We start from the raw sequence: 15,467 nt of genomic DNA on the forward strand, positions 1-15,467 counted from the left end.
ACGCCTTCTTTCACCAGAACCTACGAAGTGGCCCTTGTGTGGCATCAGTAAAGAAGCGGGTTTTATGGTCACTTGCGGGCTCATAACCACAAATGATGTGATGGGCGTCGGCGACTCTCGAAAGCTCTAGAGAAGCATGGTGCAACGCATCGACGCAGTCCGAGGCGTCGCAGCTAAGTTCGTAATCCAGAAATGATAGGGAAACGTCAATACCCCCATCGTCCATCAACACCTGGATCAATGGATTGGCTATTGCCACTTCTCCAAGTTCCACTCCGTCGAGGTTGAGGCTAACGCTGCTAGGGTTGGGCGCCGCGCCCTCAAGGATTTCGAGCACCCGACCTTGCCAGGAAGATAGGTCAAGTTCTGGACTCTCACTAGCGATCACCGACTTCAAGGTCGAGCCGTTAGACAGTCTCCCGATCAAACTATCCAACTGGTTCTTTGCAACTCCTTCAAACAAGAGCTCGATTAAATTACTCATCGGTCGATAAACCCCTTGAATGTCCCGTCCATGTTGAGGCGCACACCCCTCCCATCTTCGAGGGACTTTTCAAGGAATTTAGTGCCGTCTTTATTGGCCACTTCTTTGAACTCCCCCGGGCCTCGCACAATTTCCCTAAAGTGCTTCATCGCCTGATCATTCCACGTTCGCATAGACCCGGTTATTTTTCCCCAGACTTCAGGATTCCTGCCTGCATGCTTCGAAAGCGAATGCCCCATTACGGTGCTGCCCTTGTAAGCCTCTCGCCCAGAGCGTATCGCAACTCGGAGCGCTTTGAACGCCGAACCAGCTTCAGCCCCAACTTTCACAAACGGAATAACTGAAGCCACCTCAAGACCAGCGCTTGCACGCTCGCCATTGCCCACGCTAGACCACCCTTTATCGGCGATCTGGCTAACGCCCTCAGCGCCGAGGACTTTCCATGTCGCACTTAGCAGCGCCCACCCTGCGCATGAAACCGCGCCACAGCCTTCCGCGCCCGAGTCGATCATTTCGCCGACGCTCTGACGCCCATCCGGGTCGGTAAAGCGATAAGGATTGTTAAAGGCGTAGGCATAACGGTTGAAGAACCGCATGTCGCCATTGCTGTATGCGGTTACTGGATCGACCGAGAGGAAGCAACCGCAAGTGGGGTCGTAATACCGCTGCTGCATGTAGGTCAGCCCGGTGGCCGCGTCCTGCACATGCCCGGTGAAGCCGATGCCGCCGTAGTTTGGCTTGCCTATTACCGAGCCATAGGGCTCATAGTTGTTTCGTTCAACCACCTGCCCACTGGCATTCGTCACCACCGTCGGACTCCCCAGCGCGTCGGTGTGCTGATAGCGAAGCTCACCCGTGTTGGTGACAAAGTTCCACTCGATGGTCGCCAGCAGGCTGCTTCCGAGATAAATGTGCGGCAGGCTCAGCTTGCGACGCCAGTCCTGACGGAAGATGAGCTGGCCGCCCTGTCCATACATCGACAGAATGTCGCCATCGGTTGGACTCCGCGCCGAAAGGCGTCGACCATATCCGTCATACCGGTAGCTCTCCTTCCCGGTGACCTCCCGGAGACGGTTGCCATAGTCGAAGCGATAAGCCTGACCGTTCTTGTTATCCAGATTTCCCTGCGGGTCATAGCTCAGACCAACAACAGTTGCCGCCGCGCTGTTCTGGATGCCAATCAGGCGATTTGTGGCGTCATACACGTAGGCGGCGTAGTCCTTGACGCCCGCCAGCTTCCAGGAGGTCAGATTGTCCAGGGCGTTATAAGTGAAGCGATGCCAGCAATCGCCTCCGAACATGCATGAACCCACACTGGTCAATCGGTCCAGGCCGTCATAGGTCATCCAACGGCTATGGCTACCATCTCCGCCCCCCTGAATATAGTCGCCAATGGCTTCAACATTACCGTTATGGTCGTAGCTATAGACCAGGTTCTGCACCGCCCCATCCACCGTGCGAATAGGCAACTGGCGTGCGTTCTGGTCCATCGTGTGGACGATGCCATTTCCGTATGTGAACTGCTTGATAGCGCCGTTCGGGTAGTAGCTGATGCCACTGGCGTGCGTGCCCCAGCCACTGGTCACGCTCAACGGCTGCCCCAGAGCGTTGAGGGAGTAGTTGACATTGAGCTGGTCCGGCGTCGTATAACCGCTACGATTTCCCAACCCATCGTAGCGATATTGAATACCCCAGCTATACCAACCTGACTGAGTGACGCTTTCGCCGGTCAACAGACCGCGCTTGTTGTAGCTGTAGTGGTTGGTGACCGTGCCCTGCCCCGGTCCGTCGTTGTCCGTCACGATGGTCTGCACCGCCCCGGTCGGCCAGTAATACCAGGTCTGGTTGCCTTTGCCGTCCGGGAAAAAGAGGGACTTGAGCCGATTACGCGCATCGTAGGTGCGGCTCACCACCCGGCCCGAGGCCCAGGCTTCGGGGCGGTTGCAGGCAGCTGCATCGCCCAGGTTCGCCACCCCGGCCGCGCTCCAGGACAGGTTGCCGGCCGGGTCATAGTCGTACACCGTGGCGCCCGTCTCCGGCTCCAGGGTTTTGCACAACTGCTGGGAGATGTCGTAGGTGTAGTACCGCCATACCTGCTCGCTGGCCGTGGCGTTGCGCCGACGCAAGGCCGTCACGTTGCCGAACACGTTGCGGTGAATCTCCGTCGAGGCCCCTTCCGGATGGTCGATGCCCGTCGGATAGTCATACGTGGGCTGGTCGTAGGCCTGATAGCTCGTCGTGGTGACCTGCAACTTGGGGTTGGTCACCCGCGTCTTGAACCCGGGCAGGTACTCGGTGAGGGTGGTCAGCAGGCCCAGTTCGCTGTTCTGGCTGACCGAGGTCACCCGGCCCAGGGCGTCGTACTCGGTCCAGGTGCCGGTGGTCAGCGCGTCGGTCGTGCCCGGGTAGGAGGCGAACGTCACCCGACCGTCGGCGTCGTAGGCGAAGCGGTTGAAACGCTGGGTGCCCATCACGTTGGCTGCGTCGTACTCGCGCACCACCAGTGGGCGCCACAAGGCGTCGAAGTACGTAATCTTCTGCCCCGCGCCGGTGCTCACCGTCTGCCGCCAGTGGCCGGCCGGGATGCCATATTCGGCCACCGCTACCGGCTGGAAGCTCAGCAGGGTCTTCTTCCAGCTCGCCTCACTCGTGTCGCAGGCGTTGGCCGCGGTCTCCGACGGCGGGGTGATGCTCGCCAACCGGCCCATGGTGTCGTAGGTGTAGCAGGTGGTGTAGCCATTCTCGTCGGTGACCGACTCAATCCAGCCGTGGTTGTTCACCACCGCCGACTGAGTACTGCCGTCGGCATGGGTGATGGACTGGGGGATGCCTCGCTTCCAGTTGGTGAAGGTGGTCGTGTTGCCGTTGCCGTCCTTGAGCCACCGCAACGTCCCCAACTGGCCGCTGGCCACGGTCGAGGTGCTGTTGTAGGTCAGCGTCTGCTGCACCTTGCCATGGGCCTTCACCGTCACCGGCATGGCGAACGCGTCGTAGGTCGTGCTGCTGGTCTCCACGCCATTGGTCGTGGTGCGTTTGACCTGCCCCAGCACCCACAACGTGGTGTCGTCGTGGTACTCGATGGTCTCGGTCTTGCTGTAGGTCTGTGCCTGCGCCGCCAGCGGCAGCGCCAGCAACATCCCCAATACCGTCCGCTTCATCCCCTGCTTCCCTGTCCGCTTCATGCGTGTTCCCCATCTGGACCGGCTTGAGCCGGCCGTTCAATCCTGAATACTTACGCCGTCACGGCGACGGCGCACTGCTCTTGGTGACATCGACGGGACGAGACCATGCATCAAATGCGGTCACCTCATGGACGAAGCGGACGCCATCCTGGGTCAGCGTTCGTTTTCTCAGGGGCGTCCAACGCAGGACGACCTCATCGTTGAGGTTGTACCCGGCGGAAACACCTACCTTCAACGGCCAAGGGAACGGGTTGGCCGCATTGGAAGGCGTTGTCGCGTAGATGTATTCATCCGTACTCAGCAATGTTCCAGCCCCGTTGTAGATTTCCTCTTTCAACAGCTTGTTCTCGGTCTGATCCCATTTGTTGCTGAAATAGCTCCGCACCCGTCTTGCCGTTGAATCCGTGACGTCGGTCCATACCGCGGCGGCGCAGGTGTTTCCCGTGCAGTTCTCTGCCCAGTTCCCATTGTGGGGCGAGTAGCTGTAACTCCACCCGTGGGAGGTCACGCCCGGACCCGTTACCAACTTTGACGTAATGGCATGTCCAATCCAGAGCCTGGGAATAAGCGCATATCCGGCGTCCGGATTCATCAATCCCCCCCCGCCCGCGCAATACTTGGGAACGTAGGACCGTCCGAAGATGCGCCGCTGGAGGTTGAACGTCGCCGTAGCTCCCGACGGTGTTGTCACGCTGACCTGCCGGGTTTCATTCGGCTCCGCGCCGTACAGCTGCGAACAGTTCTCGAAACTGTACGACGAGAAAAATTTACGTCCAAAGTTACCCGTATAGCGCCAACTTGCGCCATCAGGTTGCGTCACAACGAAATCGGTACCGTACTGATAGTTCCAGGTCCTGGCCGTTGCCCCCGCCCCCGTTGTCACCGATGAAATCGCGGTTCCCGGCGATCCGATGGTCACTGAACGCCCGTCGCTTGCGGTTATGGAGGTCAGCTTTCCAGCGTCGTACTGATAAGTAAGCCAGTTCCCGAACCGGTCCTCGATCCGCGTCACTAGCATCGAAGCGGCGCGACGCGGCAAGGTGTAAACCAGCGTGTAGCCCTTGGGCGGCATGTTCTCGAACGCCATGCTCAGGCCGTCGTAGGGCGTATATGCCAGGTAATTGAACCAGTACCGGGTTCCATCGGGCGATGTGGCCAGGAATGCTTCACCAGGCTCGCCATTGGCTGTCGCGGGCAGGCACTCGACCACCCAGTTGGAGGCTGTTCCGATCTTGAAGCGCTGCTCCGGCATCTCCGTGGTCCGCCGAAATAGCGGCTGTTCATTGCCCTGCTCGTCGACAAGTTGATAGCCGAACCACCAGTTGGCTTGGCTGAACTCGATGCCGGCCATGGGATAGGAGACGGTGGCGGGAGAAGCGAAGCTGGTGCAACGCGCATTTTTATCCGCTGCCGCGACCTGCCATCCGACCGGACTGGTGGCGGAAATCGGCTGGTTCCGCATCGTGGCAGGTGCATTGGATGTGACGGTCTTGATGCGGGGAATTTCAAGTTCCCATGCTCCCATCGCATTGCCCGACGTGGCTTCTTTGCCCAAACCATCATCCAGCGTGGTAGTTCGGATGATGCGGATCGGCGGACCATTCCCCAGCAGTTCCATGTCTACATTCTTGAAGCTCAGCTTTCCATCGCGCAGGCTTATCTGGTCACCGAAATCCGTTACGGGCGTAATGGTCTGCGCACGGGTCAGATAGGCCTTGTACTGCTCCGGTGGAGTTACCGCCCGAGCTGGGATGGCGATCACCAGTGCGACGGAGGCGCACGTGCAGATAAGCTTGGGCTTCATTCTTCTTCCCTTTCAACCGCGGCCGGTCGAATTCCCTGAATATGCGGCGACTGGCCGCGTTCCTGAAGCGAAAATCAAATGCCGGGTATCAATACCCTCCCGCCCGCGCCCGCGTCAACTCCATCTCTGGAGCTTGTCCAGCGTTCATCGACCGATAGGAAATCCAGCGACATCGGGTTCGAACCGCCCGACGTCATCTCACCGACACATACCCACCCGGCGCACCCTTCGGCGACAACACCACCTGCCACAACTGCGATCGGCGGCTGCGGAATGTCGCCATCGAAGCCGCGAGATAGAAACGCCACATGCGACGGAAGCGTTCATCGTAACGAGCGTCGAGATCCGGCCAGGCGCGTTCGATGTTGGCGCGCCAGGCCTGCAGGGTGCGGTCGTAGTCGGTGCCGAAGTTGTGCCAGTCCTCCAGGACGAACAGGCCTTCGCTGGCCTGCGCGATCTGGGCGGCGGACGGCAGCATGGAGTTGGGGAAGATGTATTTGGCGATCCACGGATCGGTGTGGTTGATCGAACGGTTGGTGCCGATGGTGTGCAGCAGGAACAGGCCGTTGTCCGGCAGGACGCGGCGGACGGTTTCGAAATAGGTGCGATAGTTCTTGATACCGACGTGTTCGAACATGCCCAGCGAGAACGCGGCGTCGAAAGGTTCGTGCAGATCGCGGTAGTCCTGCAGCCGAATGTCGATGGGCAAACCCTTGCAGAGTTCGCGGGCGTATTCGGCCTGTTCTTTGGAAATGGTTACGCCTACACCGGAGACCCCATAGCGTTCGGCGGCGAACTTCAGCGCCTCGCCCCAGCCGCAACCGATGTCGAGCACGCGCATGCCGGGTTTGAGTTGCAGTTTGCGGCAGACCAGATCCAGTTTGGCGATCTGTGCATCATCGAGATGGTCGGCCTGGCGCCAGTAGCCACAGCTGTAGACCAGCCGCGCGCCGAGCATGGCGCGGTAGAGATCGTTGCCGAGGTCGTAATGGCGTTCGCCGACCTCCCGGCTGCGGCGGCGGGATTGCGGATTGAACAGGCGCGCGAACAGCGCGTCGCGGATTTCACCGGCGCCGTGCACGCGTTCGTCCAGGCGCGCGTTGAGGACATGGAAGAGGAAACCATCCAGCGACGCGGCATCCCAGTCGCCGTCCATGTAGCCCTCGCCCAGGCCCAGGGAGCCCTGCCCCAGCATGCGCGCGTAGATGCGCGGCTCGTGCACCTGGATATCCCAGGGACGGTCGCCGCCGATCCGCACGTCCGCTTCGGCCAGCAGTCGTTCGACCCGTTGCGCGAAGCGTGACGTGCTCATGGCATGCCCTGTCTTGCGGACCCTATTGGGCGAACAGACCGCTATAGGTGGATGCCAGGTGCGGCCGCAGCACCGACGCCGGCACGTCCACGGTCTGGGTACCGTCGGCGTAGGGCCCCACCTGATAGGGCGGGAACACGAAGCGCAGCGCGCTGATATGGCCGCTGGCGTCCAGCACCGGCACGAAGTGGGCGAAGTTCTCGGCCTTGGGTTCGGTGCCGTCGTCGATCATGCGCGAGGCGTTCTTGAGCACTTCGCTGCGCTCGGCCGGTTCCAGTTCGTCGGCGTCGGCGCGCAGGGTGACGCCGGTGAGCAGTTGCTCGCGCACGTAATCGCTGACCGCCTGCCAGCCCGCCGGGGTGGCGACCAGATCACCCGCCGACAGCAGGTGGTTCTGCTGCGGCAGCCAGACGAAGCGCGCGATCAGAGGCTGGCCGTGGGCGCCGCCGGTGTAGCGGCTGCCATCGGCGGCCACCGCCACCACCTGCGGGGTTTCCAGCAGTTTCTCGAAACTGAGCGAGAGCTCGTACGGCGCGGTGGGTTTGTCGTTGCCGAAACCGTCCACGGCTTCCATCAGTTCGCCACGGGCCGCCTGCGCGTAGTCGGACAGCGCCTTGGCCAGGCCGGGATAGCGGTCGATGCCCGGCGGATAGGTGATGCCGACGACGTAGCGCTCGTTGGTCTCGATGACGTCCTTGAGTTCGGGCGGGGCCACCGGCGCGGTGGCGTCTGCGATGGGCGCGCCGGTTTCGGGCGTCGTGGCGGCGGTGGGCGGCTGCGGGCCGTCGGGTTCGCGCTTGCAGGCGGCCAGGGCCAGGGCCAGCGACGCGATCAGCAGCGGGGTGCGGTAAACCGGGTTCACGTCAGGGGCTCCATCCACTCAACGGGTCGACAGTTTATGCCGCGTCGCAGCAGGCCTCCAGCCCCGCGCGCGGGAATACAGTGTCACGCCAACAGATCGGCGTACTCGGGGTGGCGCTCCACGTAGACCGCCGAGTACGAGCAGGCCGGCACCACTTTCCAGCCGGCGGCACGCGCGTGGTCGAGCGCGGTCTTGACCAGCTGCGCGGCGATGCCGCGCCCCCCGATGGCCTCCGGCACGCCGGTATGCTCGATGACCATGCGGTTGTCGCGCAGGCGGTAGATCAGTTCGGCTTCGTGCCCGTCCACCGAGGTGGAGAAGCGGGACGTGGCGGGGTCGTGCTGAATCGTGATGCCCATCACTATCTCGTTGAATCCAGAGGGGTTCATTCTGCCGCGTCGGCCGGGAATGCGACAGAAGCCGACGTGGCGCGTCACTCTTGGTCACGTCAAAAAGCTGACGTAGCGCGCTATTTCACAGTGTTTTCACCCGGGACGCCCGATTGGCACGGTCTGTGCGTAATCCCCGGCAAGCCATCCGGTAAGGAACAACCCATGAGCGCCCACGATCATCCCTCCGATACCGCCGCCGTCGCCAGCGACTTCACCCTGCTGGAAGGCCTGTTCCAGCTGACCGTCACCGGGCATACCGAAGACTGGGAATTCGAGCGGCTCAACAATGCCGTGTACGAGCGCCTGCTTTCCAACTACGCGCAGGAAGAAGTCGGCAGCGTCAAGCTGTCCAAGGCCTTGATGGCGGGTTGAGGCCTCGCCTCCCCGCTTTCCTGCCGGCACTTCCCGGTCGCGCCCGCGCGAAACCGGGAAGCCGGCACCGGAATGCCTGCCTTCGCGCCAGGCCTTCGTTTTCCGGACCCTATTCGTCACCGCGATGATCGCGCTTGCCCTGGCTGCGGCGATCGCGTGCGCTCATGCTGCCCTGGATCGCCTTCATCCGGCTTTCGGCGGCATGCAGTTCCAGTGATTTGGCCGCCGCGGTGGACGACTGGTAACCCTCGGTTTGCGCGGGCGCGCCTGCCGGTGGCTGATCCAATCGCTGCCAGGCGGCTTGTTCACGATCGCGCTGCTGCTTTTCGGCCAGCAGTTCCTGGGTGCGGGCCAGCGCCTGTTCGGGGGTGATCCTGCTCTGACGTGGCCGGGTCGCGCGGCGGGTGCGCTTCCCTGCTGGTACCGTCGTTGCTACCGAGGCGCGCTTGCGGGCGGCGGTGCCGGTCGCCGGTGTGGCGGTGCGTTTGCGCGCGCCCGGGGTGATGGCCTTCGCTGCGCGTGTCGTTCGTGCCGTGGCCTTCGCAGGACGTTTCGTGGCGGTGGCGGTCTTGCGCGCGGTGGTCTTTCCAGTCGCCTTGCCCGCGGTTTTCTTCGCGGCCTTTTTCGTCGTCTTGGTGGCGGACTTCTTCACCGCCGTGCCGCCGGGCTTGCGGGCGGTGGTCTTCTTCACCGCCTTGCGGGCGGCTTTCTTCACGACGCTGCCGGTCGCCTTCTTCGCGGTCGCCTTCTTCGCGGCCTTGCGGGGTGCTTTCGCGGCGGCTTTCTTCGCCGGCTTGCCCGCTGTCTTCTTCGCCGCCTTCTTCGTGGCCCTGCCTGCGGCTTTCTTCGTCGCCCGGCCCGCCGTGCCGGCGGTGGCCTTGCGGGCGCTGCTGCGTGTGCGTGTCGCCATGCTGCCTCCACGGGTGTGGTTTACCCGTGGGATAGCACAGCGAATCTTCAGATCAGGTGATTTGCCCGGACGGCGTTCAGCCGCCGAGCCGGGTCAGCTGCGCGAGGAAATGGTTGAGCACGTCAGGTTCCATCGCGATCATGAAAAGCACGCCGTAGGCGGCGCCGGCCAGGTGCGCGCCATGGTTGACGTTGTCGCCGCCACGCTTGTCCATCCAGATGCTGTAGGCCACGTAGAGCACGGCGAACACGATCGCCGGCATCGGGATGAAGAACACCCCGATCATCGCCCACGGGTTGATCAGGATGAACGCGAACAGCACCGCCGACACCGCGCCGGAGGCCCCCAGGCTGCGATAGTTGGGGTCTTTCTGGTGCTTGAGGTAAGTCGGCAGGATCGACACCACCAGCGCCGACAGGTAGAAGCCGATGTAGACCAGCACGCTGCCGGTCAACCGGGTGATGATCTGTTCCATGATCCGGCCGAAGAAGAACAGCGTGACCATGTTGAACAGCAGGTGCCAGATGTCGGCATGGATGAAACCGTAGGTCACCAGCCGGTCGTACTGCTTGTTGCGGTCGATGGCCGGCGGCCACAGGATCAGGCGACCGGCCAGCGCGGGGGTGCGGAAGGCCAGCAGCGAAACCGCTGAGGTGATCAGGATGAGGATCAGGGTGATGGGGGCTTGCATGGGGTTTCCTCAGGCCGCGCGGTAGTTGTCCTGCATCGGGTAGCGACGCGCGTACAGGGCGAAGGCCAGCGCCGCCACGAAAGCGAAGCCGGCGAAGAAGAACATCAGGAAGGCGTTCTCGCTCAGGCCGGTGCTGGCGATGTGCGAGGTGACCGTTTCGTTGCGCACGCCGGCGTTGGTCAGCAGCACCCACAGGCTGCCGAAGGTGCTGGTCAGGTACCAGAACGCCATGATCACGCCCTTCATCGCCTGGGTGGCCTGGCTGTAGGCGAATTCCAGCGCCGTCGCCGAGACCAGGATCTCGCCGAAGGTCAGCAGCGCGTACGGCAGGATCTGCCAGGCCAGCGAGACCGGATCGCCGCCATCCATCCACAATTGCAGCGTGCCGGCGACTATCCAGGCCAGGCCCGAGAACGCGATGCCCCAGCCCATCCGGCGCAGTGGCGTGGGCTCGAAGCCCAGCTTGCGCAGCGCCGGATACAGCACCAGGTTGTTGAACGGGATGAGCAGCATCACCATCGCCGGATTCAGCGCCTGCAGCTGGCCGGCGTCCTTGATCAGCCAGCTCGGCCACCACCAGACGCCTTCGGGCATCACCATTTCCTTGCCCTGCAGCACCCAGGTGGACGCCTTCTGGTCGAACAGCGACCAGAACGGGGTGACCAGCGCGAACACGATCAGGATGCGCAGCACCGCGCGCACGCTGTCCACCGCGGCATCGGGATGCCGGCCGCGCGCGCGTTCCAGTTGCAACGACGCGCCCCAGCCGCCGAACGCGATCAGTACGCCCAGCGCCAGGCAGGCGGAGATGACGAAGCCGAAGGAATCCGGCCACCAGCCCGGCGCCGCGCCGGCCAGCGACAGCGCCCACAGCACCAGCAGCGCCACCGCCACGGCCACGCCGGTCATCGCCACGACGTAGCCCCAGCGTCCCTCGCCAGGGCGGCGCGCCGCCAGCGCGGTGCGCACCACCCGCAGGAAAGAATCCGGATCCTCGCCCGAAGGCGGTACGTTGACGTACTGCCGGCGGCCCAGCCAGAAGATGAAGGTGGCGATGAACATCAGGATGCCGGGAATGCCGAATGCCACCGCCGGCCCGTAGCTGCGCAGGAACAGCGGCATCAGCAGCGAGGCGAAGAACGAACCGAAGTTGATCGTCCAGTAGAACGCGTCGAAGACGATCTTGGCCTTGCTTTTGTTGCTCTGGTCGAACTGGTCGCCGACGAAGGACACCACCAGCGGCTTGATGCCGCCCGAGCCCAGCGCGATCAGGAACAGGCCGGTGTAGAAACCGGTGCGATGGCTCTCGAACAGGGCCAGGCAGGCGTGGCCGGCGCAGTAGATCAGCGAGAACCACAACACCGTGTTGTACTTGCCGAAGTAGCGATCCGACAGCCAGCCGCCCAGCAGCGGGAAGAAATACACGCCGATGACGAAGCTGTGGAACACGTCCTTGGCCACGCCCTGGCGCTCGGCCTCGGGCAGGTAGGCCAGCAGGATGCTGCTGGCCAGGAACTGCACCAGGATGTTGCGCATCCCGTAGAAGCTGAACCGCTCGCAGGCCTCGTTGCCGATGATGTAGGGAATCTGCCGAGGCATCCGGCCGGCGGTCGCTTCGTTGGGAATGGTCATCCGGTGTTCCGATGGCAAATTGCGGGAAGGTTACCGCATCGGCCGCGGGGGGTCGAACCTCCTTGGTCATGCTGGGCGCGCCCGCTTCAGGACGGCATCATTCGGTGTTTTCGACCTTCCGGGTGCCGTCCATGCTCCGTCCGCTCCGTGTCGCCGTCCTGCTCGCCCTCGCCCTGCCCGTGGTGCCGGCTTTCGCCGCCATCCCGGATCTGGCCACCGAATCCGAGCGTTCCGGCTTTGTCCGCACCGGTCGCTACGAGGAGGTCATCGCGCTGTGCGATCGCTTCGCCAAGGCTTATCCGAAAGCGGTGCGTTGCATCGAATTCGGCACCACGCCGGAAGGCCGGCCGATGAAGGCGCTGGTCGCCTCCACCCGCGGCGCGTTCACCCCGGATCAGGCCCGTCGCCAGAACCTGCCGGTGGTGCTGATCCAGGGCGGCATCCATGCCGGTGAAATCGATGGCAAGGATGCGGGCTTCCTGGCCCTGCGCGAAGTACTGGACGGCAAGGCCGCCGCCGGTGCGCTCGACAAGCTGGTGTGGGTATTCGTGCCGGTGTTCAACGTCGATGGCCATGAGCGCTTCGGCGCCTGGAACCGGCCCAACCAGCGCGGCCCGGAGGAAATGGGCTGGCGCGTCACCGCGCAGAACTACAATCTCAACCGCGACTACCTGAAGGCCGACGCGCCCGAGATGCAGGCGATGCTGCGACTGGTGCAGCAGTGGGATCCACTGGCCTATGTGGATCTGCACGCCACCGACGGCGCCCAGTTCGAACACGATATCTCGGTGCAGGTCGAACCGGTTCACGCCGGCGATGCGGCGCTGCGCGTGGCCGGCCGCGATCTGCGCGACGGCGTGCTGGCGGATCTGGCCAGGCAGGGTTCGCTGCCATTGCCTTACTACCCGTCCTTCGTGGTCGGCGACGATCCGAGTTCCGGTTTCGAGGACAGCGTCGCCCCGCCGCGTTTCTCGCATGGCTATTTCCAGCTGCGCAACCGCATCGGCATGCTGGTGGAAACCCATTCGTGGAAGGAGTATCCGGTGCGGGTGAAGATCACCCGCAATACCATCGTCGCGACGCTCGACCAGGTCGCCGCGCACGGCGCCGACTGGCTGAAGGTCGCGCAGCAGGCCGACGCCGCGGCGGCGCAACTGGCCGGCCAGCCGGTGCCGCTGGAATGGGCGGCCAGCGACAAGCAACACACCGTCGAATTCCGCGGCTACGAGTACACCCGCACGCCGTCGGATGTGTCCGGCGCGTTGATGACACGCTATGACGAGACCAAGCCGCAGGTCTGGAAGGTGCCGATGCGCGATGATCTGCATCCATCGCTCAGCATCCCCGCGCCCGGCGCCGGCTATCTGGTGCCGGCCGCATACGCGGGCTGGGTCGGCGAGAAGCTCAAGCAGCATGGCATCGAGTTCCGCCGCGTGCCCGCGCTGGCGAAGGAAAAGATCGAGGCGTTCCGCGCCACCCGCACCCGGTTCGGCGCGCAGCCGGTGGAAACCCACCAGCGCCTGACCGTGGAAGGCGCTTGGGCGCCGGAAACGCGCGACGTGCCGGCCGGTTCGCTGTTCGTGCCGATCGCGCAGGCCAGGTCGCGGCTGCTGATGGCGCTGCTGGAGCCGCAGGCACCGGACTCGCTGGCCGCCTGGGGCGAATTCAACAGCGCGTTCGAACGCAAGGAATACATGGAGGACTACGTCGCCGAGGACGTGGCCCGCAAGATGCTGCAGGACCCGGCAGTCAAGGCCGCGTTCGAGCAGAAGCTGAAGGAGGATCCGGAGTTCGCCAAGAATCCCAACGCGCGGCTGGAGTTCTTCTATCGCCGCCACCCGGCCTGGGACGAGCGCTTCAACCTGTATCCGGTCTACCGGACCAATCGGGTTCCGTGACCGTCGGAAGGGTTTTCGGCCTCTCATGGCCTTGCGGGAATCCAACATCGTCGTCCCGGCGAAAGCCGGGACCCATTTCCCCGGAAGCATCATGGCAGCGGAGCAAGCTCCGCTCTACCGTAGAGCCGAACTTGCCCGGCCGCCCTTGGCACGAAGCCGGGAGTCGCGCTACTCGACTTTCATGATCCCGCGGCGCGGAGCGACATTGCCCAGGGTGGTGGTGGCAACCGGCGCGCCCATTTCGATCAGGACCTCGCGCTGCTGCGCGACCGGCGTGCGCAGGGTCCGGTCCTCGAATCCGGCCAGGGCCTGGAACGCGGGCAAGGCCAGCGTGCGTTCGACGAAGGCGGCGGTGCGCGGCCAGCGCGCGGCATCGATTTCGTAACGCACGAACGCGGCATTGCGGAAGAACGCGGCGATGGCAATGTCGGCCACGCCGACCTCGCCGAACAGGAAGCCTTGCGCCGGCAGCTGCGTCTCCAGGTAATCCAGCGCCTCCGGCAGTTCCTCCTCGCGCGCCTTGCGCACGACCGCCTCATCGGGCGTCTCGCCGAACAGATAACGCTTGACCCCCAACTGGTAGAACATCCGCCAGATGATCACCTCCCCCAGGCGCGAGTCGGCGAACTCTTCCAGCCAGCGCGCGCGGGCGCGTTCTCGCGGGGTGGCCGGATACAGCGCGGGCGTCGGCTGGAGATCCTCCAGGTATTCGCAGATCACGGTGGAATCGTTGAGGACGAAATCACCGTCGATCAGCACCGGAATCCGGCGCAGCGGGCTGAGTCGGGAGAACGCGTCGTCGCCGATGAAGGGCGCGAACGGATCGATGCGATACGCGATGCCCTTCAGTTGCAGGCACACCAGCACCTTGCGCACGTACGGCGACAGGTAGTTGCCGAGGATCGTCACCGGTTCGCGCATGCATGGTTCCAGGAAGCAGTCGATGGCCACGAGCCTGCCGCCCGCGGACGGCCCGGTCAAGCCTCAACCCAGCGCGGTATCCAGCGTCATCATCAGGCAGAAACCGAGTGCCAGGCCCAGGGTCGCGAAGCCGCCGTGTCCGTGCCGGTTGGATTCGGGAATGACGCTGTGCGCCACCGCGGTCAGCATCGCACCCGCGGCGAACGCCAGTCCCCACGGCAGCAACACCGCCGAAACCCCGACCGCCCAGGCGCTGAGCACCGCGGCCAAAGGCTCGACCACGCCGGAAAACGCGCCGATGAACACCGCCTTGGCCCGCGCCATGCCGGCACCGGCGAGGATCAGCGCCACCACCAGCCCTTCCGGCACATCCTGCAGCGCGATGCCCATCGCCAGTCCGGCGGCGCCGGGCAGGTGGCCGCCCGCGGCGACGCCGACCGCCATGCCTTCGGGAATGTTGTGCAGCAGGATCGCGAATACGAACACCAGTACGCACGCCGGCACCAGCGGTGCCTCCGGATGCGTTTCCATCGGTTCGTCCACCAATACGCGGTCCAGGCCCAGCAGGGCCAGCGCCCCCAGCAGCAGGCTGCCGCTGATCAGCGCGGCGGCGCCCCAGCGTCCGTAGCCGATCTGCTGCGCCGCCTCCAGGCCCGGCAGGATCAGCGAGAACGCGGTCGCCGCCAGCATCACCCCGGCGCCGAACCCCAACAGGCCATCGGCCAGCCGCTGCGGCAGACCGCGCACCACCAGCACCGGCACGGCGCCGAGGGCGGTGGCGAGCGCGCACAGGGCACCACCGCGCCAGCCGGCCATCGCGCCAACGGCCTGGACCGGCGCGGTCATCAGGATCCACAGGCTGGCGGCGATGATCAGGCCGGTGGCGGCCAGATAGGGCCAGGCGTTGGCCTGGCGGAACGCCAGTGGTTGCAGCACGCGATTCATGACCGACGGGCTCCGGAATCGGTGCGCGGGCGCACCGGTTGCACGCCGGATACTAGCGCCGC

General features: G+C 64.1%; 13 protein-coding genes. 2 read left to right on the forward strand and 11 right to left on the reverse strand.

Annotated elements, in window-relative coordinates:
* Positions 1–10: 10 nt before the first annotated feature.
* From AC3DE2_RS06615 to AC3DE2_RS06640, 6 genes are all read right to left on the reverse strand, one after another.
* On the reverse strand, positions 11–484 hold the full coding sequence (locus AC3DE2_RS06615) for a hypothetical protein (RefSeq protein WP_488425545.1): 474 nt from the start codon (positions 482–484) through the stop codon (positions 11–13).
* A complete protein-coding gene (locus AC3DE2_RS06620) occupies positions 481–3,642 on the reverse strand; it encodes an RHS repeat domain-containing protein (RefSeq protein WP_488425546.1) in 3,162 nt (1,053 codons plus the stop codon). Before AC3DE2_RS06620 ends, AC3DE2_RS06615 begins: the two co-directional genes overlap by 4 nt.
* 82 nt (positions 3,643–3,724) lie before the next feature.
* Entirely contained in the window at positions 3,725–5,470 is a 1,746-nt protein-coding gene (locus AC3DE2_RS06625) for a hypothetical protein (RefSeq protein ID WP_488425547.1), read from the reverse strand.
* 193 nt (positions 5,471–5,663) lie between these two features.
* The gene (gene cfa / locus AC3DE2_RS06630; RefSeq protein WP_488425548.1) at positions 5,664–6,782 is read right to left on the reverse strand and encodes a cyclopropane fatty acyl phospholipid synthase; all 1,119 of its coding nucleotides are present in this window, start codon (positions 6,780–6,782) and stop codon (positions 5,664–5,666) included.
* A gap of 22 nt (positions 6,783–6,804) precedes the next feature.
* Positions 6,805–7,644, reverse strand: coding sequence for a DUF3298 and DUF4163 domain-containing protein (locus AC3DE2_RS06635; RefSeq protein WP_488425549.1), 840 nt, complete (start codon positions 7,642–7,644; stop codon positions 6,805–6,807).
* An 83-nt stretch (positions 7,645–7,727) separates the two neighbouring features.
* Positions 7,728–8,003 carry a GNAT family N-acetyltransferase gene (locus AC3DE2_RS06640; protein WP_488425551.1) on the reverse strand — a complete coding sequence of 92 codons (276 nt, stop codon included), beginning with the start codon at positions 8,001–8,003 and terminating at the stop codon, positions 7,728–7,730.
* A 195-nt stretch (positions 8,004–8,198) separates the two neighbouring features.
* Here AC3DE2_RS06640 and AC3DE2_RS06645 point away from each other — a divergent pair, with 195 nt between their 5' ends.
* On the forward strand, positions 8,199–8,408 hold the full coding sequence (locus AC3DE2_RS06645) for a hypothetical protein (RefSeq protein ID WP_295382584.1): 210 nt from the start codon (positions 8,199–8,201) through the stop codon (positions 8,406–8,408).
* A gap of 109 nt (positions 8,409–8,517) precedes the next feature.
* Here AC3DE2_RS06645 and AC3DE2_RS06650 read toward each other — a convergent pair whose 3' ends face one another.
* From AC3DE2_RS06650 to AC3DE2_RS06660, 3 genes are all read right to left on the reverse strand, one after another.
* Entirely contained in the window at positions 8,518–9,318 is an 801-nt protein-coding gene (locus AC3DE2_RS06650) for a hypothetical protein (RefSeq protein WP_488425552.1), read from the reverse strand.
* 76 nt (positions 9,319–9,394) lie between these two features.
* The gene (locus AC3DE2_RS06655; protein WP_295382586.1) at positions 9,395–10,009 is read right to left on the reverse strand and encodes a rhomboid family intramembrane serine protease; all 615 of its coding nucleotides are present in this window, start codon (positions 10,007–10,009) and stop codon (positions 9,395–9,397) included.
* A 9-nt stretch (positions 10,010–10,018) separates the two neighbouring features.
* On the reverse strand, positions 10,019–11,641 hold the full coding sequence (locus tag AC3DE2_RS06660; protein WP_488425554.1) for a POT-type proton-dependent oligopeptide transporter: 1,623 nt from the start codon (positions 11,639–11,641) through the stop codon (positions 10,019–10,021).
* A 131-nt stretch (positions 11,642–11,772) separates the two neighbouring features.
* Between AC3DE2_RS06660 and AC3DE2_RS06665 the strand changes: the two genes are divergently transcribed.
* Positions 11,773–13,539: a M14 family metallopeptidase gene (locus AC3DE2_RS06665; RefSeq protein WP_488425555.1), complete on the forward strand. Its 1,767-nt coding sequence runs from the start codon at positions 11,773–11,775 to the stop codon at positions 13,537–13,539.
* A gap of 168 nt (positions 13,540–13,707) precedes the next feature.
* Here the strand turns inward: AC3DE2_RS06665 and AC3DE2_RS06670 are convergent, their stop codons facing one another.
* Both AC3DE2_RS06670 and AC3DE2_RS06675 read right to left on the reverse strand, forming a co-directional pair.
* Complete coding sequence (locus AC3DE2_RS06670) at positions 13,708–14,460, reverse strand: glutathione S-transferase family protein (RefSeq protein WP_295383314.1); 753 nt, start codon at positions 14,458–14,460, stop codon at positions 13,708–13,710.
* Positions 14,461–14,523: 63 nt separating this feature from the next.
* A complete protein-coding gene (locus AC3DE2_RS06675; RefSeq protein ID WP_488425556.1) occupies positions 14,524–15,405 on the reverse strand; it encodes a ZIP family metal transporter in 882 nt (293 codons plus the stop codon).
* Between the last annotated feature and the right edge of the window lie 62 nt (positions 15,406–15,467).

The sequence above is a fragment of the Pseudoxanthomonas sp. 68-E7 genome, from assembly GCF_057773145.1.